The 24,154-nt window shown below is 39.8% G+C and carries 18 protein-coding genes and 1 tRNA gene; 3 read left to right on the top strand and 16 right to left on the bottom strand.

The features are described 5' to 3' along the window. Positions 1–2 precede the first annotated feature (2 nt). The 10 genes from CLV99_RS12175 to CLV99_RS12130 form a co-directional block, all read right to left on the bottom strand. Positions 3–1,136 carry an alpha/beta hydrolase family protein gene (locus tag CLV99_RS12175; protein WP_133584779.1) on the bottom strand — a complete coding sequence of 378 codons (1,134 nt, stop codon included), beginning with the start codon at positions 1,134–1,136 and terminating at the stop codon, positions 3–5. Further along, a complete protein-coding gene (locus tag CLV99_RS12170; RefSeq protein ID WP_162850102.1) occupies positions 1,123–2,505 on the bottom strand; it encodes a putative oxidoreductase C-terminal domain-containing protein in 1,383 nt (460 codons plus the stop codon). Before CLV99_RS12170 ends, CLV99_RS12175 begins: the two co-directional genes overlap by 14 nt. 2 nt (positions 2,506–2,507) lie before the next feature. Further along, entirely contained in the window at positions 2,508–3,821 is a 1,314-nt protein-coding gene (locus CLV99_RS12165; protein WP_133584777.1) for a sugar MFS transporter, read from the bottom strand. Positions 3,822–3,826: 5 nt separating this feature from the next. Then, positions 3,827–5,176 carry a Gfo/Idh/MocA family protein gene (locus CLV99_RS12160; RefSeq protein WP_133584776.1) on the bottom strand — a complete coding sequence of 450 codons (1,350 nt, stop codon included), beginning with the start codon at positions 5,174–5,176 and terminating at the stop codon, positions 3,827–3,829. 11 nt (positions 5,177–5,187) lie between these two features. Next, on the bottom strand, positions 5,188–6,183 hold the full coding sequence (locus tag CLV99_RS12155; protein ID WP_133584775.1) for a Gfo/Idh/MocA family protein: 996 nt from the start codon (positions 6,181–6,183) through the stop codon (positions 5,188–5,190). Between the two features lie 89 nt (positions 6,184–6,272). Next, positions 6,273–7,331, bottom strand: a complete 1,059-nt coding sequence (locus tag CLV99_RS12150; RefSeq protein ID WP_133584774.1) for a substrate-binding domain-containing protein — start codon at positions 7,329–7,331, stop codon at positions 6,273–6,275. Positions 7,332–7,368: 37 nt separating this feature from the next. Next, positions 7,369–8,127 (bottom strand): 6-phosphogluconolactonase, encoded by a 759-nt coding sequence (locus CLV99_RS12145; protein ID WP_133584773.1) that lies wholly within the window; start codon positions 8,125–8,127, stop codon positions 7,369–7,371. A gap of 2 nt (positions 8,128–8,129) precedes the next feature. Next, positions 8,130–9,326: an N-acetylglucosamine-6-phosphate deacetylase gene (gene nagA / locus CLV99_RS12140; protein WP_133584772.1), complete on the bottom strand. Its 1,197-nt coding sequence runs from the start codon at positions 9,324–9,326 to the stop codon at positions 8,130–8,132. Positions 9,327–9,519: 193 nt separating this feature from the next. Beyond that, the gene (locus tag CLV99_RS12135; protein WP_133584771.1) at positions 9,520–11,037 is read right to left on the bottom strand and encodes a RagB/SusD family nutrient uptake outer membrane protein; all 1,518 of its coding nucleotides are present in this window, start codon (positions 11,035–11,037) and stop codon (positions 9,520–9,522) included. 17 nt (positions 11,038–11,054) lie between these two features. After that, a complete protein-coding gene (locus tag CLV99_RS12130) occupies positions 11,055–14,165 on the bottom strand; it encodes a SusC/RagA family TonB-linked outer membrane protein (RefSeq protein ID WP_133584770.1) in 3,111 nt (1,036 codons plus the stop codon). A 338-nt stretch (positions 14,166–14,503) separates the two neighbouring features. Between CLV99_RS12130 and CLV99_RS12125 the strand changes: the two genes are divergently transcribed. Together CLV99_RS12125 and CLV99_RS12120 are read left to right on the top strand one after the other, a co-directional pair. After that, positions 14,504–15,796, top strand: coding sequence for a (Fe-S)-binding protein (locus CLV99_RS12125; RefSeq protein WP_133584769.1), 1,293 nt, complete (start codon positions 14,504–14,506; stop codon positions 15,794–15,796). Positions 15,797–15,808: 12 nt separating this feature from the next. Next, positions 15,809–16,603, top strand: a complete 795-nt coding sequence (locus CLV99_RS12120) for a (Fe-S)-binding protein (RefSeq protein ID WP_133584768.1) — start codon at positions 15,809–15,811, stop codon at positions 16,601–16,603. 53 nt (positions 16,604–16,656) lie between these two features. Here CLV99_RS12120 and CLV99_RS12115 read toward each other — a convergent pair. The 6 genes from CLV99_RS12115 to guaB all read right to left on the bottom strand — a co-directional run bounded on the left by CLV99_RS12115 (position 16,657) and on the right by guaB (position 22,971). Further along, positions 16,657–16,740, bottom strand: a tRNA-Leu gene (locus CLV99_RS12115). Between the two features lie 47 nt (positions 16,741–16,787). Continuing rightward, positions 16,788–17,672 (bottom strand): Ppx/GppA phosphatase family protein, encoded by an 885-nt coding sequence (locus CLV99_RS12110; protein ID WP_133585097.1) that lies wholly within the window; start codon positions 17,670–17,672, stop codon positions 16,788–16,790. A gap of 132 nt (positions 17,673–17,804) precedes the next feature. Then, positions 17,805–18,356: a hypothetical protein gene (locus tag CLV99_RS12105; protein ID WP_133584767.1), complete on the bottom strand. Its 552-nt coding sequence runs from the start codon at positions 18,354–18,356 to the stop codon at positions 17,805–17,807. A gap of 71 nt (positions 18,357–18,427) precedes the next feature. Further along, on the bottom strand, positions 18,428–21,004 hold the full coding sequence (locus CLV99_RS12100; protein ID WP_133584766.1) for a phosphoenolpyruvate carboxylase: 2,577 nt from the start codon (positions 21,002–21,004) through the stop codon (positions 18,428–18,430). 232 nt (positions 21,005–21,236) lie between these two features. Then, the gene (locus tag CLV99_RS12095) at positions 21,237–21,359 is read right to left on the bottom strand and encodes a 30S ribosomal protein THX (RefSeq protein ID WP_133584765.1); all 123 of its coding nucleotides are present in this window, start codon (positions 21,357–21,359) and stop codon (positions 21,237–21,239) included. Positions 21,360–21,495: 136 nt separating this feature from the next. Beyond that, positions 21,496–22,971 carry an IMP dehydrogenase gene (gene guaB, locus CLV99_RS12090; protein WP_133584764.1) on the bottom strand — a complete coding sequence of 492 codons (1,476 nt, stop codon included), beginning with the start codon at positions 22,969–22,971 and terminating at the stop codon, positions 21,496–21,498. Between the two features lie 385 nt (positions 22,972–23,356). On the opposite strand from guaB, the gene CLV99_RS12085 reads away from it, so the two are divergent. Continuing rightward, positions 23,357–23,857: a hypothetical protein gene (locus tag CLV99_RS12085; RefSeq protein ID WP_133585096.1), complete on the top strand. Its 501-nt coding sequence runs from the start codon at positions 23,357–23,359 to the stop codon at positions 23,855–23,857. The last annotated feature ends 297 nt before the right edge of the window (positions 23,858–24,154 follow it).

Raw genomic sequence — 24,154 nt, 5'->3', positions numbered from 1 at the left:
AGTTATTTCAAGAAATATTCAAAAAAAGTGTATATCACCTCTGTAGCATCTTCAGTCAACGCATGCATAGGTCGATTGGTCATAGCTACTCGTTCTTTTTTCCCCAATAACTTATTGACTTCGACACTGTGGTTCAGTGCCCTCCATTGCGTGACGGGATCTTCTGCTCCCCCCGAGACCAAAAATGGTCTAGGTGCCATCAAAACATGTAATTCATGCAGATTTCTATTGTCTTTCCGTAGCTGGTTGTATACGCCGTGTGCTGGATTGCTCTCTGTAATGAGTCCCCTATTCCGCCAAGGCTTTGAATGAAAACCGAGATACCATGGTTCCCAATAATTAATAGACTCTCTGTCTTCTTGCATTACAATACCTGGATCTGACCATGCTGCGGCAGCAAAATTATCGGTGAGACAGGAAGCAAACATTGCCCACTTGCCACCAAAAGAATGTCCTACGATACCTATCCTGCTTTTATCTACATTATTACTGTTAGCGAGCACGTAATAAGCATTATTGGCAGCATAGGCAAGCATAGACAATGGCTGTACCGATACGGAATCAATAGAAGGATAGTAAAGTGAAAATTCATTCCGTTCTGATGCTTCTTTCGTACCTATCGCTAGCGTTACAAAGCCTCTATTTGCTAATTCCTTAGCAAAATCTCGCCATGGTCGCCATGGTCGACTTTCACTTCCTATCCCTATGGAGCTTTCCGCATCATAAAATACACTGACTACCGCAGGCATTTTACTGCTTGCATTCTTGGGGACCAATAGATACCCTTTTGTCCATTCATTTGGTGTCCATTTAAAACGCACACCATACTGTGTATAAGTATCTTCGTAAAGCGTATCTATATATTCAAATCGTTGTTGGGTATAGAGTTCTGGCCAGTGCCCTAGATAGTTTTCCCAATCATGCTTGATTTCTGCTTTCCGTCTTGTCCAGTCCTTTGCAGACCGGACCTGCCTTCCGTCGTTAAACACAAGAGGCGATTGAAAATGTCCAAAATCTTGTTCCAATGAATCAGGCGCATAAAAATAAGGAACTAATTTCTCATGCAAATGCGTTTTCTGAGCAAACACCATTTGACAAAAAAGAAATGAGAGGATAAAAAAACTAATCTTTTTCATGTTCAATAGTTTTTGCCTTCGCCAAAGCCTGGGTCGTTAAATAATACTTAGCTAACATAAAAGACTTTTCCCAATCGGGTAATGACTTCACTTTTCGATATGAGATAAACTGTGCTAGTACCTTTGCAAAATGATCCTCATGGCTTAAATATAGACTTTTAGGAATGGTAATCTTATAGGCTCCCTTCTCCTGCTCAATATCAAGTCCAGGCAGATCTTTTATAGATTGTAATGATTGTCTTAACTCATCTTCAAACTTATCGTTTAATCTATTGGGGGCAACAAATACTGCCATCGTCCCCTGACCATCAGGCTTAATCTCTAGCCGGAACTTCTTGGTCTTAAAACTTGCTGAAAACTGATCTCCCTTATTGTCCAGTGATTCGACCTTCCATTGCACTGCAATAGAAACAGGTATCCCCTTGAAACTAAAATCCATTTTCCCATTACTATACACAGCAAGATCTCCACTTTTTGTTTGAGCATCCAGAACCATATCCGGATACTGCTTCAAACCTGTAGATCTTTCAAAGTCACTCTTCCGCAATCTAGTCTGCCATCTAAATGAACTATCTAATCTCAAATCTTTTCTTACATCAATAACTTGCTCCGAAGAAAGCATCCAATACACCAAGTCAATATAATGAGTCGTCACATCAACTAGACCTTCACCTTGCTTTAAGGTATTATAAAACATAGCTGGCCGAATCAAAGGTTTTCCAGAAACCTCCTTAATAAAATGATGGGTACTATTAAATTGTACCGCAGCTTCAGCACCTTCCTTACTAACACCTCCCGAAAATTCAGTGTCATTCAGAAGCGATTTGACAATAAGGTTCTTGATATCATAGCGTTCGGTCATGATATCGTATATCAGTGGAGCTTGAGCAGAAGCAGCATTCAATAATTCGGAAAGCTTGCTATATCCTTCTTCATTTATTACCAACGGCTTGTCTGCGAAAACGTCCTTTCCGTGTTGCACAGATTGGGAAATAAAGTCTATTTTTTGTTGATTATCTCCAGCTAATACAACGACGTTTCCAGAATTACCTTTAAACGCTTTCTCTAGAAAATCATAGCCATAGTAAGAGATGACCTTCCAATCCGTTGGATCTTGATCTCTCGAATTGTACTGTTGGATGAGATTTTGATAGGCTTCTACAGAACTTACCGTATCAGCAAAAAGGTATACCTCCGGATCTATCTCTGGATTCTTGTATTTCTGAACGAGAGCAGCATGAAAATGTTCAGGCTGTATAACCAAAAGCCCGATCCGATCCGTACCACCTGACGAAGACGGTCTTTCTGAGCAGCTCGAGATCAATAAGTATAAGGCACTGCAGAAGCAGATTTTTAAATGTAATTTCATATTTACCATTTACGAATTTTATGGCCCTTGACCGCGTAGAATATCAGATAGAGGTAACATGGCACCAAAACCCAATAAGCAGCCTTCAGATCGAATACATCAGCATAGTGACCGTATATCATCGGCATGATTGCATTTCCACATAAGCCCATAATCAGTAGAGCCCCCCCCTGCTTGGTAAATCTTCCAAGATCGCTCAAAGCCAATGGCCAGATACCTGCCCAGACTAGAGAGTTCGCAAATCCCAGTAAAACAATAAACCAAATTGAGATATCTGCTTTATGTCCTAAAAGCGTGATATCTCCACTGAGGTAGACTATTCCCAAAGAAAGCAAAAGGCCTAAAACAGTACAGACTCTCAAAGCCGTAACTTGACTCATCACCTTAGGTATCAAAACAATACCACACAAATACCCTACGATAGTAAGGAAAAGTGTGTAGGAAGGGAAAACCTTCGCTTCCAAGAGATCGATGTCCATTGACCCCGCATATCCAATAATCGTATCAATCGAAATAATCTGAGTGCCTACGTGTAGAAAAATAGCTATTGCTCCAAGAATCAAATGCGGAAACTGAAAGATGCTGTTTTTTGAAGAATTAGCAGCAGCGACAGCATCATCCTCGTGTTCAGTATCTATTTCAGGTAATGGAGAAAATCGGACTAAAAGTCCTAATCCTACAAGGATAAATCCCAAAACGGTATAAGGTGCAATGACTCTTCGTATAAAAATATCAAGCTCTTGGGAACGCTGTGCCACATCCATTGTTTCCAGATTCTTAAACAAATCAGAATCTGTGGCACGTAGTACTACTGTAGCGAAAATCAAAGGAGCCAATATCCCTGCAGCTTTATTACAAATCCCCATGATTGAGATGCGCTGCGCAGCCCGTTCTTTCGGGCCTAATATTGTCACATAAGGGTTCGCTGCAGTCTGTAAAATCGCCAATCCGGCACCCAGCGAAAAAAGTCCTACTAAAAACACCTCATATGTACGCGTTAGAGCAGCGGGAATAAACATAAATGCTCCGAAAGCCATGATAAAAAAACCAATCATTATACCATTCTTAAACCCCTTATTTTTCAGTAGATAAGACGAAGGCATAGATATGACTAAGTAAGAGATATAGAATGCAAATGTGACGAGATAAGATTGAAAATTGGTCAGTTCACAGGCGATTTTAAAATAAGGTATCAGTATAGCATTGACCCAACTGACAAAACCGAACATAAAAAATAAAACACCAATGATTCCAATAGAAACAATAGTCTCTTTTTGCGTCAGACTAGCTGCAGTTTTAACGTTACTCGCTCCCATATCGATTAGACTTTAGGCTCCCACCCTTTAGCATACTCTCTTGACCATAAATTTTTCATAGCATCACTGTCATTTAATATATGACCATTCTGAGAGTTTATTTCTAATTGTTTACCTGCTCTGAGTGCGATGTTTCCTAGCTGTACCAATAAAGTACTTTTGTGTCCACTCAAGATATCTGAATTAAGGTTACCGTTATTTTTTATAGCCGCAAACATGTTTTGCATATGCAGTGCATCCAGTTGCTGAGACGGGCTGCTAAGACTTGCTGTATTAATAGGACCGCTGTCTTTTACTTCCTTAACCAACTTGCCTTGAATATCAAATAATTTATAAGAGTTTGCACCATCAATTTGCAGAGATCCTTTTGAACCGTAAAACATGACCCCCACATTAGATCCTTCGGTAGTCATTGCATTACAGCTCCTTCCCTCCCAAGTAATCATCTTATCAGGTCCAAATTCAAGGCTTATAACTTGTGTATCTGGGGTTTGCCAGTCATCTTGATAGGCATATCGACCACCATTAGAACTCACGCGAGTAGGGTAATCAACCTGCAATCCCCAACGTGCTAAATCCACCATATGAGTACCATTGTTTAGCGCCTCTCCGGTCCCCCAATTCCAGAACCAATGCCAATTGTAGTGCAACAGATTATCTTGAAATGCTGCACGTGGTGCAGGTCCTTGCCACAAGTCAAAATCTAACCAGGATGGCACAGCCGTTTTCTTTCCTATTCCGATCGAAGGGCGATTATTCGTATACCAAGTCTTAGCATAAAATACTTTACCTATCGTACCATTGTGCACCTCTTCAATTCCTTTCACCACATTAGGCCAAGATCGTCTTTGATTGCCCATCTGGATCACATTACCATATTTATTCGCCGCTGCTATCAATAACTCTCCCTCCCTAGGGTTATGGCTACAAGGTTTTTCCAAATACACACTTTTTCCTGCCTGTGAGGCCAATATAGCCGCTGGTGCATGCCAATGGTCAGGTGCTGCGACAACGAAAATATCGACATCTTTACTTTCCAACGATTTTCTAAAATCTTTAAATCCAGTGACCGTTGTCTTTTGGAATTTAGCAAGCCCTTCTTTACATTTATCGATGGCACGACTATCGACATCACATACATGGATGACTTCACTCTGCGCCTGACTGGCAAAATTTTGAGCCAATGCTGCTCCACGGGAATTCACTCCCATCACAGAAACTCTCATTTTCTCATTAGCGCCAACAATCCTGTTGTAACTTTTAGCACTGAAGCCAGGGAGTATCCCTCCTAGCCCCACAGCAGTAGAGGCTATCAATGTTTTCTTTAAAAAATCTCTTCTTGAGTTATTATCCATAATTGTAGGTTTTATTTTAAGGTTATCTCTGTTAAGTTGACCGATTGTCCATGCCGATTTTTGCTTAAATCAGCTGCCTCAATAAAAGCACATATTTCCAACGTTTGTTGCCCATCAACCGGAACTTTCCCCGATTCGAAAAATCCGACAATCTCTTCCAATAATGGTGCATACCCCACAAAATCGCCTAATTTAACCGCCGCCTTTTCACAATATATCGTTCCTCCAAATGCAGATGCTCCTGTTCTCGTTCCTCTTACTGTTCCGACTCTACCATCGTCCCAAACACCAACGATAATATCCGTCCCCTCGGTATGCGTCCGATTAAGCGACTTACATCCTACCCCCATTGCTGTAATCAACATTTCTACTGCATGTATTCCATACCAAAAGAAATCAGGATGGCTAGGTTCAATCGTTGCCGGAGAATAAACGTCCGCGCCTAAGACCTTACCATATTTCCCTTCCAAAATATCTTTCATGCCAGTAATATATCGAAGTGAAGAAGAAGAGAAAAAAGGAACTTTATGCTCTGTTGACAGGCGTATGATTTCCTTCGCGTCCTTATAGGATGCCGCTATCGGTTTGTCAATAAAAACAGGCTTCTTTGCTTTAAAAACTTCGCGAGCCTGTTCTAAGTGCAGTCTCCCATCATTCGTTTCTAGCAAGACATAATCCACCTGTTTCAACAAAGCCTGAATTGAATCCACAATCTTCACGTCCAATTGCTCTATATCGGTGATATACTTAGGAATACGGTCTGTGGCAGAGGGTATAGTTCTAGTGCCATAGGGATAGGCTGCTACCACCTTATAATCACGAAACTTTTCGGGACTATCGTGCAAAGATTTTGTAAAGGCTACGGCGTGAGATGTATCTAAACCGATAATACCGATACGTTTTCCTTTACTCTGAAAGATGGACGAAGCAGATGCTGTATGCGTAATTACGGCACCCAAAGCTAAGGAGCCCATGCTAACAAAGTCTCTTCTACTTAGATTTTTCATAATGCGGTTTATTATGTTATGTTATGTTATAAAGATAGTGAATAGTGTACGTACCCGAAAATTTATTCACAAATAAATCTACCTCCTATTTAATTCTTATAGTATTTATAATTCTCTTTTGTAAGAATATCAATAGGCATCAATTGTATCTTTTCTATCTTCTCACTCTCTACAAAGTAACCGTAAAGCGTCAACAACCCTCTATATCCTTGTTCTATAGGCTTCTGACAAATCAAAAAATCGATAATCCCCTTCTCCAAATACTCCACATTACGAGACAGATAATCGTAACCGATCAGTTTGATATTTGTAATATTATTCGTTTCAAAATACTTAGCTACAGTAGAAACTCGTGAATTTGTGACAAACAAAAGGTCTACGGTATTGTCTTTTAAATAAGCTGCCAGCTCCGCCATTACGGAATCATAATCAGTCCTATGCACTGTCAACATATTAACAGTAGAAGTTGACTTATTTTCTTCAAAATAACTTTTGAAACCAGTCGCTTTCTTCAACAAGTGATGCTCCGCCCCCAACTCTCTAGATACATTGAAAATAAGAATATTACCACCATCAGGAATAAGGTATTTTGAGAGATTTCCTGCTAGCTTGCCCGATTGGAACAAATCTGGGCCAATATAACTTAGCGGGCTAACATTAGATATATCTGAGTTTATAAACACACATTTTATCTTTCTCGCTTCGCATTTGTAAAAAAACTCTAGTGCTTCACTAATAAACGAGGGAGCTAAAATAATTCCGTGAAAATTATCTTTAAGGATTTTATTGGCCTCACGGTTAAATGTTTGCCTGTCATTAAGTTCATAATGAAAAAAAACAACTTCAACACCATACATCCGAATCTCCGCCCAGGCCGTATTGATACCTTCCAATGGGGCTCTCCAATATTCGGTCTCTGGTGATTCACGTGGAATCAATACCGCAAAACGAAAAACTTTTCGTGAGGCCAGGCTCCGAGCCAAAAGGTTAGGTTTATAATCCATTTCCTTTATAATAGCCTCTATTTTTTCTTTCGTCTTCGCTGAAACGCCTGTGCGATTGTGGATGACCCTATCCACCGTCGCAATGGAAACATTTGCTCTTCTAGCAATCTCCTTTACCCCAGACAATTCATTATTCTTTTGCATATCGATACCAATTGAGCTTCAAATAAAGAATTTTTTTTTAACTTTCCAAAAGTCTACTACTTTCAGTATCCAAATACAACTTTGCCTGTGGATGATTTCTCAAAATAGTTGAAGGATACAACTCATCAATGTCCTCATGGATTGTCTGATAAACAGCTTGCTCTTTAGTTTTCCCTGGCACCACACAAAAAATGTACTCTGCCGACAACAATACAGGGATAGTCAATGTCAATGCATGCGTAGGTACTTTATCAAGGCTAGAAAAACAACCGTCATTTACTTGTTGTTGCCTACAAATCAGATCTAACTCGACCACTTTGACCACCTCTACATCGTCAAACTTCGCCAACGGGGGATCATTAAAAGCAATATGTGTATTCTCCCCAATCCCCATACAGACAATATCAGGAGCATTAACTTCTAAAATAGAAGCATACCTTTGACATTCAGCATCGATATCTTCACATTCACCTTGTATATATGTAATGGATTTTAATGGAATAAGGTCAAAGAGATTCGTTTTTAAATAGTTTCGAAAACTTTGTGACTCTTCTGCACTCACACCAACATATTCATCCATGTGCATAGCATTGACTTTTTCCCAAGGAATATCCATCCTCAACAAACTCTTATACAAATCTCTTTGAGAAGGGGCCGCAGCGAAAATAATATTCACCATATCTTTATGCGTCAGCAACTGATCAATAGCTGCTTTTACATCTTTTGCAACTGCATCTCCCATTAATTCGCGTGTCGAATAAATATTGACTTCTAAATTATCTACTTTTTTATTCATAATTATTTATTTAATTGGTATACGATTCTTCCATTGACTATTGTCATCTGAACATTTACATCATCGTCAAAAATCACCATATCAGCGTCCTTCCCTACTTCAATAGCCCCTTTTCTATCTGCAACTTTCATTACTCTAGCGGGATTAAAAGTGATCATCTGTATCACTTCTTCTAGAGGAATATCCCCCAGTTTCAGCATCGTTCGTATCAATCGATCTGCCGTCGCCACAGAACCCGCAAAAGCGGAACGGTCTTTCAATTTTGCTACTCCATCTTCAACAAGCACCTCCAGACCGTCATCAAAACTGCCTAGTACGGATTCGCTCACATTAGTACCCGCCGCCCGCATCGCATCAGTAACGAGTACCATCCTATCTGGCCCCTTGACCTTGTATATCAAGCGCAACAAAGGATCTGGTAGATGAATACCATCAGCAATTAACTCTAAATCAAAATCATCGATGAGATAGCCAGCCTCCACAACTCCCGCGTATCTAAAGGCATTGCGTCTACTGACTCCAGACATTGCAGAATAGAAATGAGTCATGAGATTAAAACCAACTTTATGAGCTGCTACAACATCTTCATAGACCGCATCCGTATGAGCCACAGCTGCAATAATTCCCTTTTCAGATAGATATGCACCAAATTCCAAAGCTCCTTCTAATTCAGGAGCAGCGCTCCATCGTACAATACCTGCGTAATTTTCAATCAAATACCGGTATTCTCTAGGGTCAGGTTTACGGATATATCGCGGATCTTGAGCCCCACGTTGTGTCAACGCAAAATAAGGCCCTTCCAAATGCATCCCTAAGAATTCGGCACCATTGATAACTTCATCTCTCACCTTCGCATAACTATTCAATGTATCTTCAAGCCTTTCAGTTGTAGTAGTAAGTGTGGTGGGGACAATAGCTGTCGTCCCATGTTTAGCATGTACAATAGCTATTTCACGAAAAGCTTCTTCCGTTCCATCCATAAAATCGTACCCTCCGCCCCCATGTACATGAATATCAATAAAACCAGGGGAGAGATAGTTTCCTTCCACATCAATAAATTCAACACCTTCAAACTCGCTAAGATCGAGGTCCTTTTCTCCGATAACACGCTTTATTTTCTTCCCCTCTACAAGGACTGCTCCCCATTCAATACTATCATGTAGAATTACTTGAGCATTATGATATAACGTCTTCTTCATTATTTGGTTAATAGCACTACTGTGTACGTACACGAAAATACAACTTCTTTATTATCAAAACAAGGAAACTTCTATTTTAGAGGATATAAACTTTATCCTTTTAATTTAATTTACCTCATAGAGAATTCTCTTATATACCTGAAGGGTATATAAGAGAATTCTTCGAATAAACTTTAGGTAGAACTAGTATCTGTTAGAAACTATAATGCTCATTCTGCTCTAAGGCTTTGTTTCTATCCCACGCGTCCCTAGGGATAGGAAACACTATAGGGGTAGTATTTAACCAAGGCTTTTGTGCTACATTTAATTCATTATAATTTGGCCTTTCAGCAGCAATAAACTTGAGAAAACGTCCGCTCCTATTCAAATCAGAAAAACCTCCAGTAGGTTCCCAGATAAACTCCATACGACGTTCTTTAAAAATTGCATCCAATACTTCGCTTTTGACCAAGCCATTCGGTAAATCATCGAGGCCTGCCCTTGTACGAATTCTATTAACTTCTTCAATAGCGTCATCTCCTCGATTTTCTTCATTTAATGCTTCGGCATAGTTAAGAAGAACTTCAGCAAAACGGATTACTGGAGCATTGACTCCAGAGTTGACCAAAGTTGGTTTCTGCCAATACTTGGTCATAATAAATCCTGAGTGTGACCAACCTGCAGGTACATTTGTAGGCATCACAAAGGCGGGCATATCTTGATGTTTCTCGCCAGGACCTATAATTGAAGCCCAATACCGCTTGTCTTTGATCCGGCCATTCCCATCTTTTTCATGAGAATTCACCCAGTGTTGTTGTGGAACAAAATTACTCCAAGCTTGGCCTCCGGTAAATTCAGCAGGTGCACCACGAGGTGCTGTACGTTTTACCAAGTTATTTCCTTCAGCGTCTACACTTTCCTTAAACTGGGTCGAGAACAATATTTCATCATTATTTTCATTGCTCTCCATAAAAACCGAACGATACTCATCAAGTAGTTTATACCGTTGTTCATCAAACAACTCCTCCGTAACAGTAATGACATTGGGATATTTCTTTTGCCATAGAAAAGCCTTTCCCAACAACGCTTTACATGCCCCCGACGTTACTTTTCCAACATTCTTAGCGTCCCATCTAATCGGCAAATCGACTTTAGCTTCCTGAAGATCTTTTTCAACAAATGCCCAGACCTCTGTTGCTTTAGCCCGAGGTATCTGAAGATTCGAACTTGCATCTAAAGGCGTATCTATCAATGGAACACCCCCAAAATAGGTAACTAGACGATAGTAGAACAATGCACGGATAAACTTAGCCTGTGCAATTATTTGCTTTTGGGATTTTTCATCCACATCTTTCATTGCAGACACTTTTGCTATCACCATATTAGCCCGACCTATACCAATGTATGCAGCGGTGTACATATCTTTTAAGATCGTATTCGTAGACGGAAACACCAAAGAGTGCAACTCGATACGGTTAGCGCTTCTATCCATCTCATACATATCTCCGGAGATTGCCCATTCAATATCTGCTGCATCCCGCACATTTGAAAAAGCCTCTTCTTTCTGTAATGTCCCATATACCCCCACTAATGCTGCCTCTGCATCCGAAATATTGACAAAGAACTTATCTTCTACCAACGTATCCGTCGGAGACAATGAAAGAAAACTATCACTACATGCTGTTACTGTGCTCAACAAAGCAAACAGAACAATATTTTTCACCTGTTTCATATTATTTTATCAACTAATTAAAAACCTACTTTCAATCCAAACATATATGTTCTTGGCACTGGGTACACTCCATCGTCTACTCCAGAGGCTAACGGATTTGTAGAACCTATCTCAGGATCGAAACCACTATACTTCGTAATTGTAAATGCATTCTGTATAGAGCTATATACACGTACACGCTTAATCATTTTACTATTTTCAAATAATGTAGCGGGCAAACTATATCCTAAGGTTACGTTTCGTAAACGTAAATAGGCACCATCCTCAATGTAAAATGAAGATAGATTTGCATAGTTACCATTCAAGTCCGTATATTTTAAGATAGGTACCGTATTCCCTCCTGTTTCCGGAGTCCATCGATTCAATACATCAGCAGAAGCATTGATTACCCCACTACCTCCAAAATACTTGATAGGGTAAGTAGAAAATTTGTTAACATGAAAAATATCATTACCCGCTACCCCCTGCAAAAGCAAGTTCAAGTCAAAACCTTTATATGAAAAATCCATATTCATACCGTAAGTCAATTTTGGCCATGGATTGCCTAACATAACACGATCATCATCTGTTAGCTTACGATCTCCATTTACGTCACGGAATTTAAAATCCCCCGCCGAAGCATTAGGTTGAAAGGATTTATCGACATCAGCATCGTTCTGATAGATTCCATCCACGATATATCCTCGAAAATATCCTATCGGCTGGCCTACCTGCGTGTAAGAACTGTTCATACTAGTGAAGCCTACTAAAGGACCAGATATTGGATTTCCAGCGCCCATGGATAATACTTCATTTTTTAAAGTTGACAAGTTGACACTCACATCATACTTGAAAGCACTTCCTCCAGCATATCCTACCAATAGTTCAAATCCAGAATTACGAATCTTGCCACCATTTACAGATGGGGCTATCTCAAAACCTGCTTCCAACGAGACAGGAAGACTCACCAACATATCTCGTGTATCCTTGATGTAATACTCTGCCGTCAAATAACCTTTATTATTCAAAAATGTAGCATCCACTCCGAAATTAAGTTGCTCGCTCGTCTCCCATTTCAGATCCATATTTCCCGGTCGGATCATGCTTGCGCCAGTGACCAATCCCTGTTCTGCACCCAAAATGTAATTATCGATTACTCTTCCTAATCCAAATGTACTCGAATAGCCGAACGCGCCAATTGCATCGTTACCTAATTGTCCCCAACTAGCACGTAACTTCAGACTATTAACGGGACCAGACTGATTGAAAAAATCTTCATCCGAAATATTCCACCCTGCGGACACCGAAGGAAAATTCCCCCACTTATAAGAAGGTCCAAAATTAGATGAACCATCACGACGGATACTAGCCGAAAACAAATACTTATTAGCATATGAATAATTAACACGGCCCAAATAAGAAGCCAATGTATATACAGATCCTGTTCCTGTTCCTCTACGATTCGCATCTGAACTGGTATTTACCACTCGGATGGTCTCATTTTGAAAATCTCTGGCCGTAATCGAAATCCAGTCACTCGCATTACGCTGAGCAGTCTGACCAACTACAGCAGAAAGATTATGCTTATCGAATTGCTTACTATAGTTTAGCGTGTTCTCTATCAACCAGTTTAAACCTTGGGTTTGGGTTTCAGTCAGTGTTGCAAGCGGGTTACTATAGAATCCACGTTGAACTTTAGGCTCCCAACTACTCGTACGATTAGCGGCATAATCTAGTCCGATACTCGACTTAAATGTTAATCCAGGGATAATAATAAATTCGCCAAATGCATTCCCGTACAATCGCATATTGCGAAGCTTCTTTTCTCCAGATTTAGCGCGTAGGTAAGGATTGTCCCCTTGCGTGGAATAATATGCAGAGGAACCATTCACAACATCTTCTAGTCCCAACGTTGGATAAAATTGCTGAGCCAAATTAAATATACCAAGCCTGAAATCTTCATTCTGTAACCCTTTTCCATTCGTATAAGCAAAGGCTAGACTACCCCCAAATTTCAAGCGTTCGTTAGCTTGGATGTCAACATTAGCACGTCCTGTATAACGTTTGTTCCACGTCTCTATAAGTGTTCCTAATTGGTCACGATAACCTACAGACAATGCATTCTTAACTTTTTGATTCCCCCCCATCACTGACAAATCCACGTTATGTACAGGTGCAGTCCGAAAGACTTCATCAATCCAATTCGTACCCACTCCTAGTGCCGATGGATTGGCCCACTCTGGGTTAGGGGTCATATTTGAATTCTTAAACAGTTCGTTTGCTAGCGTTGCAAACTGTTCTGCATTCAGAAACTTCGGCTTTTTCCAAAGCTCCTGAAAGCCTGTATATGTACTAAGATCCGCTGAACTTACACCGTCTTTCCCTCGTTTGGTTGTAATCAAAATAACTCCATTTGCCGCACGTGCTCCATAAATAGACGCCGCAGCAGCATCTTTCAGCACTTCTATGGACTCTATATCATTCGGATTCACAATCGACATCCCGTCAACTTGATCCGAACTTCCACTAATAGACATATTACTACCTCCAACTGGAAATCCATCTATAACATACAAAGGTTGATTTCCACCAGTAGTTCCCACACCACGAATCCTTACAGAACTAGCTCCTCCTGGCGCTCCACTAGTGTTAGTAATTGTAACGCCAGGTACCTTACCTTGTATTGCACCTGTAAAAGAGTTACTGGCTACTTTTTCTAAGTCCGTCGATTTAATGGAAGAAATTGATCCTGTCAGTTCCTTTCTCTTCTGAGTACCATAACCGACCACTACAACCTCTTCAAGATTCCCCTCATCGAGTTCGAGGACAACCTTCAAAACACTTAAATCAGTCACTAAAACTTCTTTTGGTACGTACCCGACACTTGAAAACACAAGAGTCTTACCGATAAGTTGTCCTGAAAGCTCAAAAAAACCATCGACGTTAGTCCCTACAGACTGTGTCGTATTTTTGACTTTAACACTCACTCCCCTAAGGACGTTGCCTTCATTATCGACAACCTTCCCTGAAAGTCTCTCTTGAGAAATCACCAAACTAACATTAAATGCATTATCGGCAGCATATGCCGCGGATTGATTTAAAAATGGTGAGCCCAAAAAGATACAAAGCATGCAAACTTTTGATCTCATAATACTAAATTTATAGTTTTAATTATTTAAACTGGTTACTGTATTAAAGGTAAATACAAGCACTTCTACTCATATCTACCATAACAATTCTTAGGCTTTAAGCTAACAATTGGTTTATAAAGCTTTAAAACATAATCGTGTACGTAAACGAATATAATAGTTTTATCTAAAACAAAGAATAAAATATTATTTTTTTTTAGATAAAGGACTTTAATAGAGGCTCTAGGCATATCCGTTGGAATTTATCCAACTAATTTTTAATCCTTCTAAATGTATATTATGCCCGCATAATATTACATATATTTAATTATATTTGTTTTAAACCTGATTATACAACTATGATTGGTCAATTGATATTTACAGTACTATTTCTTGCTGCGGGATTCTTTTTTTACAGGAATTCAGCAAAGATTTACAGAAACATCAGACTTGGCAAGACACTCAATCGTTTTGACAATCCTTCTGAACGTTTGAAGACAATGCTACTAGTAGCATTCGGTCAAAAGAAAATGTTCAAGCGGCCTATACCGGCACTACTTCACCTCTGCGTGTATATAGGTTTCTGTATCATCAACATCGAAATGCTAGAAATTGTAATTGATGGGATATTTGGCACCCATCGTGCACTTTCTTTTATGGGGGGATTCTATAACTTTCTAATATACAGTTTCGAAATACTAGCCCTACTCGTCCTATTATCCTGTGTAATTTTCTTGATCAGACGGAACATTCTTAAGCTAAAAAGATTAAATCAGCCGGAGTTGAACAATTGGCCCAAAACCGATGCGAATATCATCCTGATCACGGAGATTTTACTTATGGCTGCATTCTTACTAATGAATGGTGCAGATCAAAAGTTACAATTACTAGGACATCCACACTACACCACAGTTGGGGCATTCCCTATCAGTACAGCTTTGCTGCCTTTACTACCAAGCTCATTAGACGGTTTGATATTTATAGAACGTTTTTGTTGGTGGTTCCATATTCTAGGGGTATTAGCTTTTCTTAACTACCTTCCTTTATCAAAGCACCTACATATTATCCTCGCTTTTCCTAATACGTATTTTACGAAATTGGAGCCAAAGGGTAAATTTGAAAATATGCCCGCTGTCACCGAAGAAGTGAAAGCCATGTTAGACCCAAGTCTTCCTCCTCCTAGTGGTGAGGTATCAAGATTTGGCGTAAAAGACGCTACAGACTTAACTTGGAAAAATCTTCTGGACGCTTATACATGCACCGAGTGTGGTCGTTGTACCTCCTCATGCCCAGCCAATATCACAGGCAAATTGTTATCTCCTCGTAAGATAATGATGGATACCAGAGACCGAATTGAGGAAATAGGAAAGAATATAGACGCTAATAAATCCCTCGTAGATGATGGAAAATCATTATTGGATAACTATATAAGCCGAGAAGAAATCTGGGCCTGTACAAGCTGTAATGCTTGTGTCGAGCAATGTCCTGTTAATATCAATCCTTTAGAAATCATTATGGGCTTAAGGCAATACGCTGTTATGGAAGAATCCAAAGCTCCCACTAGTATCAATGTCATGTTGGGAAATATGGAAAATAATGGTGCCCCTTGGAAATATGCTCAAGCCGATCGTGCTAACTGGGCCAATCAATAAAGACTCTTAAACATGGAAAATCAAATACAAGTCCCCACAGTCGCCGAATTAGTTGCTAAAGGCGAATCTCCTGATATATTATTCTGGGTGGGTTGCGCAGGCTCATTTGACGAAAGAGCCCAGCGTATCACAAGAGATATCTGCAAAATACTTCAACATGTAGGTATCAAATTTGCCATTCTAGGTACTGAAGAAAGTTGTACTGGCGACCCGGCCAAACGCGCAGGCAATGAGTTTCTATTCCAGATGCAGGCTATGATGAATATACAAGTGCTCGATGGCTATGAAATTAAAAAAATAGTAACTGCATGTCCGCATTGCTTCAACACCATAAAAAATGAATATCCTGAATTAGGTGGCAACTACGAAGTCATCCACCATACCCAGTTGATTCAGTCACTTATTGAGCAAGGCAAGCTAAAACCAGCAGATGGGCACACCTTCAAAGGAAAGCGCATAACATATCATGACCCTTGTTATCTTGGCCGTGCCAACGAAGTTTACGAAGCTCCCCGCAAAGCACTGGAGGTATTAGACGCTGATCTAGTCGAACTCAAACGTTGTAAAAGTAATGGCCTATGCTGTGGAGCCGGTGGCGCACAGATGTTCAAAGAGCCTGAAGCGGGTAAAAAAGATATTAATATCGAGCGTATAGAAGATGTGATAGAGGCTAAAGCATCTGTTGTTGCTGCAGCATGTCCATTCTGTATGACCATGCTACAGGACGGGGTAAAGATCAAGGAAAAAGAAAAGGAAATACAAGTACTCGATATCGCCGAAATCACCGTAAAGGCTAATGATCTTTAAATCAAAAAAGAATTCACATAAAAAAGGCGATTATTTAATAATCGCCTTTTCTGTACCCAGAAGCAGATTCGAACTGCCACGCCCTTGCGAGCGCCACCCCCTCAAGATGGTGCGTCTACCAATTTCGCCACCTGGGTATTACTCCGACAAAAATATAGCTTTTTTTTAAAGTCACAAGCTATTTTTACCTATTATTTTTAAAATTCTTATCAATAAGGGTCTGAATAATTCCATCGACCAATCCAACTCGCGGAGCCACAATGTTTTTCAGATGTCCCACCTTCATAATCGTTAGAAAAATTTCTGAAGCCGGTATAATAACATCAGCACGATCTGAACGCAATCCCAGTTCATGGATACGATCTTTTAACGAAAACGAATTCAGATGATCAAATATCGCCTTCAGCTTAGCATAAGTCATCGGTTTATCTCCCTTTTCATTTGCGATACGTGACAGCTTATTAATGTTACCACCAGTACCTATGCCATAGATATTCTTATAACCTCTTGTTTTTTCCTTGACCCAGCGTCTCATTTTATCCCAGGTCTCGGGTTGATCTTGATTATCCAATATACGGATAGTCCCCAAATTGAAAGACTGTGAGTCAACAAGTTCACCATTTGCAAATAGCGTTATCTCTGTACTTCCTCCCCCAACATCAATATACAAATACACTTTAGTCTTGTCGATGGTATTGCTCAAATAAGAATTATAGATAATTTTAGCTTCTATCCCACCATCCACAATCTGTATATCAATTCCCTCCTCCTGACAAGCTTTAACGACCTCCGCCCCATTGTCCGAGTCCCGCATCGCCGATGTGGCACAGGCCATATAATCCGTGACTTTATAAACATCCATTAGGTTTCTAAAAGCACGCATGGTTTTGACCATATCCTGAAATTTACCGATCGATATACGCTTATCAATAAAAGCGTCATCTCCCAAACGTAATGGCACACGAAGCAGTGTATTCTTCGTATAAACCACCTCCTCTTTCTTTTCTAAAATATCAGCAATCAACAATCGGACTGCATTGGACCCTATATCTATGGCTGCGTATCTCACCGGCATTATATTTTTTTAATCTGCCAATAATAACATTTTAATATTAATTTTTCGTTAAATCAACGTTAGAATTAATATATAATAAAAAAGGGAACATATATATGTTCCCTTTTTTATAGCGTAAAACAGCTATTAATGGTGTGAATGAGCTTCTTCTTTACCACCAATCTGTTTGTAAACTTCAGATACAATACTCACTTGCTTTTCAGCAAAAGCGCGTAAATCTTCATTCGTATTGCGAGTCAAACGTGTCAACTGTTCCTTTATCAACCCTATTTCATGCTGTGCATTATGCACATAGTCAGTATGCTTTACATTTGTTGAAGCAGTAGAGTCCGTTGCATGAGCAGTAGTCAATTCTGGAGCAGGCACACCCTTGATAGGAAAATCGATTTGCACCGTTCTAGCGATAGTATCCAGAGACGGAATCAATTCTGCGTAATAAGCTTTCACTTTTGCGGCAACCTCTTTCGATTTTGCATCACCGTTAGCCTCTTCATGTTCAGCAACAATTACACCTACCTGTGCTGCTTCTCCAATTTTCTGGAAAGCAGAAAACGCATCACCGTCTACTAAAGTAGTATGAGTGTATTTCAACTGATTCTCTCTTGCTGTTTTATCCACACAAGAGTTAAACAAAGTACCTGCACATACTGCGGCAAAAAATAAAGTATTTAATTTCATTTTAATTCTTTTTTCTCGAATACAAAAATATAAAATATCTATCAGAATACGCCATACTTTCGGATTATCTATTATGCAAGATTCCTACCTGCATTTACAACCCCATATATTGTACGTCCAATAAGCTTTCTATATACATCTTCTTGCTCCACAGAGAGGTTCGCTTCACGCAATCTTCGAATAGCATAATGTTGGATAATCAAAAGAGGCAATACAATTTTTTCGCGCTCTAGAATCGATGCCCGCTCCACTGGATAATTTTCCATAAGCACATTCGCACCACTCAATTTCAATAAATAACTCTTAGTCTTGAGATATTCGTCATAGAGTATACGCCAGAACTCACCAAAAGTAGGATCATCTTTCATATACGACGTAATTGCAAAATTAGACTTCGTCATAGACATCATACAGTTATCGATAAGCGTATTGAAAAAACCTGAGTTTTCATAAAGATTACGTACATAAGACCACAAGTTATTTTCTTCCGCCCACTGCAAGGCTGTCCCAACGCCGAAGAAACCTGGAATATTTTGTTTAAGCTGACTCCAAGAAGTCACAAAAGAAATTGCCCGGAGATCCTCTAATCGAAGATCCTTATCAGAATTTCGTTTCACAGGCCGACTACTTATATTGATAGAAGAAAGGGCTTTCAAAGGACTCAATGCCTCTAGATACTTTAAAAAAAGCGGGTGATTACGTAAAGACAAAAACTTAATATGACTAGCCTCCGCCATATCCTCTATAATCTGTTTTTGCTTTTCCGTCAGCGTATCCCCTTGATTTTGCTTTATTTCTGAAATCAACCCCGCATGCAATAGCTGTTCTATATTATACTGTGCGGTATCCAGCGATCCATATTGACTACTGATAGTCTGCCCCTGTATAGTCAATTGTATATGCTTATTCTCTATCTCAGTCCCCATAGAGGCATAAAACCGCTGAGTCTTCCCTCCTCCACGGGCCGGAGGTCCACCACGACCATCAAAAAACACTAAATCCACGCTATATTCCCGCGCCAACGCAGTCAACTCCATCTTTGCATTATAAATAGACCAATTGGCCATAAGGTAGCCCCCATCTTTTGTACTATCAGAGAACCCCAACATAATAGTCTGCTTATTCCCTCTCCTTTGTAGATGCGCCGCATAAATAGGGTTACGATACAGTGTACGCATCACGTCTGAGGCCCGCGCCAAATCATCAACGGTCTCGAATAGCGGTACAAAATCGATAAACAGCTTGTCTGCTTGCCAACCTTCCCATAAGAACAACTGCATCAATCCCAGTATATCTGAGGCCTGTTGACAATTAGAAATAATAAACCGCTGAGCTGCACGCTCCCCTCCCGAGCGCTGAATATCCTTCAATAACTGTATGACACCGACCGTATCTTTTACCAACGGAGCTGCATCATCTCCATAGGCTAGATTATCTTCTGTAAAAGGAAGCGCCTTCTGTTTGCTTTCTTCATCTTTGGCAAGTTGTGCAACATCTACATTCAACTTATCACCATGCTCTTGGACCAAATAATTTATTGTTTGCCGCAATACAGAACTATCTTGACGAATGTCCAATGTCGTAAAATAACAACCAAATGTATTCACCTTGCGGATTAAATCTTCAACAAGCTCAACAAACAAACCATTGTGTAGAGAATGAAGTACCTCTCTAATTGCGTTCAAATTTTCCAGTATCTCTACGGTATCATCTTTAGGATTTTCCACGGTGTGAAAACTGTTTGTATAAAACAGCTCCTGTAGGTTCTCCAAATAACCTTCCACCCCCTTAAAAGTAATACGTCGTTTCACCACTCTAAAATCACGGTAATAACAACGGAATAGAATAGTCCTAAGCATCCCCGCAACACGTTTTGTACTTTCGACGGTCACGTTCGGATTGCCATCACGATCTCCGCCAGGCCAAAACCCCAACTCTATCAACTGCTTCACATCCTCTGACGGTACCTCTAATTCGTCATCAATTTTAGACTGGATTCCAGAAGTAACTTTATAAAAAACATTCTCTAAGTACCAAGCCAAACTCACTGCCTCGTCCACTGGCGTAGGGCGCTGCTGCTTGATAAAAGGAGTCTTGCCCAATTGTTGAAGTAAAAGATGAATATTCGAAATATCATTTGCCTTTATAGCTGCAATGAGATCATTGATTATCCCTAATACTGGTCCCGGATAGAACTGTGTAGGGTGGGCTGTTAATACCAAACGCACAGAAAAATCACGCAATTTCTCCACCAGTTGCTTTTTCAGCTTAGCATCATTTTGAGCCAATTTGAACAAAGAGTTCAATCCTCCTATTTCATCGCTTTTCCCAACAGATTGAAAAGAGGAGTCTTCTATAGCATCAAATAAGACAACTTGACGCTCGATATACTGAACAATCCTGAACAGAAGATCCACACGATCTTCATCCTGTATATATTGCTCATACTGCTGAAAAAAACTATCGATTATAGCCTCCGGTGTAGAATTCTTTTCAACCCCCTGCTCACAGTGTGTAGTAAAAAAAGGAAGCAATGTCCCAGTATGTTTTACACGTTGAAAAGGCAACGTTAAAAACAGACTTTTAAATAAATCAAAGCGCGTGAGCACTTCATTCTCAAATACGGCTTGTTTTTGACTTAATTTCATTTCAATAAATTATGTATGATCCTTTCGTCTCACTGATTAGTCTGCCCAGAAAGCTGTTTCAAAAACAAAAAACCTTCAAAAGCAACAAACAAATATACATTTTAATATTAAAAAGCATATTATTTTGTTAAAATCATATTTAAATATGATTTTTTATACAAAAATAATAAACAAAAGATTCAATATATGGCTCGAGAAAGCTACCCCAATAAAAAAGCAACCTTTCGGTTGCCTATTCACTATCTTTTGGAACGGTCTGACTTTTTATAGCTTCTTTTTTCCGTCCCGGTCTCCGTTTACCATATGATCCCATTACGATCTTACCTCTTCTTGTCTTTTTATCTCCTTTTCCCATAACTATATTTTTAAATAAATGACATATAAAGTTGATAACCAATGACAATTTACAGTTATAAATATTGAAAAGCAAACAAAAAAAGGAAGGCATCGTCCTCCGATGCCTTCCTTTTTACTTATTTTACAAAAACAAACTACCCTCTACTATTGTAATTTGGCGCCTCTTTTGTAATCTGAATATTATGAGGATGTGACTCTCTCAAGCCAGCTCCGGTGATTCGTACAAACTGTGCTTCCTGTAGTTTCTCAATAGATGCAGCACCACAGTACCCCATAGAAGCACGCAATCCACCAATATATTGATACACTACCTCAGCCAAAGTTCCTTTATAAGGTACCCTACCAACAATTCCTTCAGGCACCAACTTCTTAATATCATCTTCTACATCCTGGAAATAACGGTCTTTCGAACCTTTCTCCATGGCCTCGATAGACCCCATCCCTCTATAAGATTTAAACTTACGTCCTTCGAGCAAAATAGTCTCACCTGGAGCTTCTTCTACACCAGCGAAAAGCGACCCTGCCATAATCGTATATGCACCTGCAGCAATAGCCTTAGCGATATCTCCCGTCTGCTTTATTCCACCATCTGCGATCAAAGGCACACCCGTACCTTTCAATGCTTTAGCGACTTCATAAATAGCATACAACTGCGGAACCCCAACCCCAGCAATAATACGAGTAGTACATATTGAACCTGGGCCAATACCAACTTTAACAGCATCTGCACCTGCATCTGCAAGATCTTTCGCAGCTGCTCCAGTAGCAATATTACCAACAATAACCTGCAAATCAGGATATTTCGCCTTAACCTCTTTCAACTTATTAATTACACCTAGAGAATGACCATGTGCCGTGTCAATCGTAATTACGTCAACTCCAGCTTTCACCAATGCATCAACCCTTTCCAATGTATCTCCTGTAACCCCTACAGCAGCTCCAACCAATAAGCGTCCATGCTCATCTTTTGCTGCATTAGGATAGTGCTTATATTTCTGTATATCTTTAAATGTAATCAGCCCCTTCAACATGTAGTTATTGTCGACCACAGGCAGTTTCTCAATTTTATGGTTCTGAAGAATCTCCTCAGCTCTAACCAGATCCGTTCCTTCAGGAGCAACAACAAGATTATCCTTCGTCATCAACTCATTAATAGGACGAGCCATATTTTTTTGAAAACGCAAATCCCGATTTGTAACAATACCGACCAGTTTACCATCCAAATCAATAACTGGGATACCTCCGATCTTATGCTCTTTCATGATACTGAATGCATCCCCCACTGTAGCGGACTCCAACAGGGTGACAGGATCCTGAATCATACCACTTTCTGAACGCTTTACTTTACGCACCTCAGCAGCTTGTTCACCAATAGTCATGTTCTTATGTAACATCCCTATTCCACCAGCCTGTGCAATAGCAATTGCTAAATCAGATCCCGTGACTGTATCCATCGCAGCCGAAACCAACGGTATATTTAGTTTTATCTTCTTCGTCAAAAAAGTGCTTGTATCTACATCTCTAGGTAGAATCTCGGAGTAAGCTGGTATTAATAATACATCGTCATATGTGAGACCTTCAGCTACGAATTTTTGTGGATCTAATTGCATGGCAAATATCTTGTGGGTTTTCTATTTGCCAGGCAAAATTACAAATTTTTATCAAAATACCAAAATAAAAATAACGCACTCTATTAAATGACGTTCAGATTATATTCTTTTTTTAACCAACAATTAAGGCCACCTATACATTTTGGCAAGTTCTTTGCTAAGCCCTATCAAACACAACTATAAAGATGAAGTTCCAACACATGCCGCTATCTTCATTAAGACTAGGCAATCGTGATAAAGCTTCATCACACTTTAAATTCTAATAAATAAAAGCTCAAATGAAATACTCATGTTTAGCGAAGCATCTACCATGAGTATTCCAGATGACAATTTTAAAAAACAAACCGATCTGCCAACTGGCAGATCATTTAATAATTATATACATATGAAAAAATTGGCTCTATCTGTATTTTCGATAGCTCTGTTAGTCGGCTCCTCTGCTACCGTAAAGGCACAGTCCTATAGAACTGCCCTAGGGGTAGGTATAGACGTAGGTGATGGTCCCACCTTAGGTGGTCCACAGATCAAACACTTTTTTGACAATCAAAATGCCGGTAACGCACAGGTACTATTCGGGGACAATGTCACATTGATAGGAGTTGACTACTCCTACAACCAGCCGATCCGTGGAGCTCGCGGCCTCAGTTGGTATGTCGGAATAGGCCCGCAGCTGACCTTTCTCGACAATAACAGCATTTGGTTTGACGACAAACACCGCGACAACCACACCCATGTTGCTATTCGTCCTGCCGTAGGTCTCGAATTCAAGATACCTTCCGCTCCGTTGGCCTTTCATTTTGACTGGAAGCCCTGGTGGAATCTAACGCACAATTCTAGCTTCGAACCTTCAAGATTCACGCTAGGATTCAAGTTCACTTTAAAATAGTACACACACAAAACACCACAACCCTATGCTATGGTCGAAAAACAGGCATAGTTGAAACAAAAAGCCTATTCATAGCGCAATTGGAAACAAACATTCCAATTGCGCCAAAGGCACCTCCACAATAGACACTTCTGTCAACATTTTCTTCATATTCCCATAACAAAAACTTTTCAATAGTTATCCATATATTTTGTTTTCATTATACAAAATTTTTATACCTTTGCGATTCTTGGTAAAATATATTTTGTCAAAGTGTTAAGTATAATCCAAGCCAGCAAAAAAGACTTTACCGTCCTT

This window comes from Sphingobacterium yanglingense (genome assembly GCF_004363245.1).
Lineage (GTDB): Bacteria > Bacteroidota > Bacteroidia > Sphingobacteriales > Sphingobacteriaceae > Sphingobacterium > Sphingobacterium yanglingense.
Note: the sequence above shows the minus strand (reverse complement) of the source record. Positions and strands in the feature narration are given on the sequence as shown.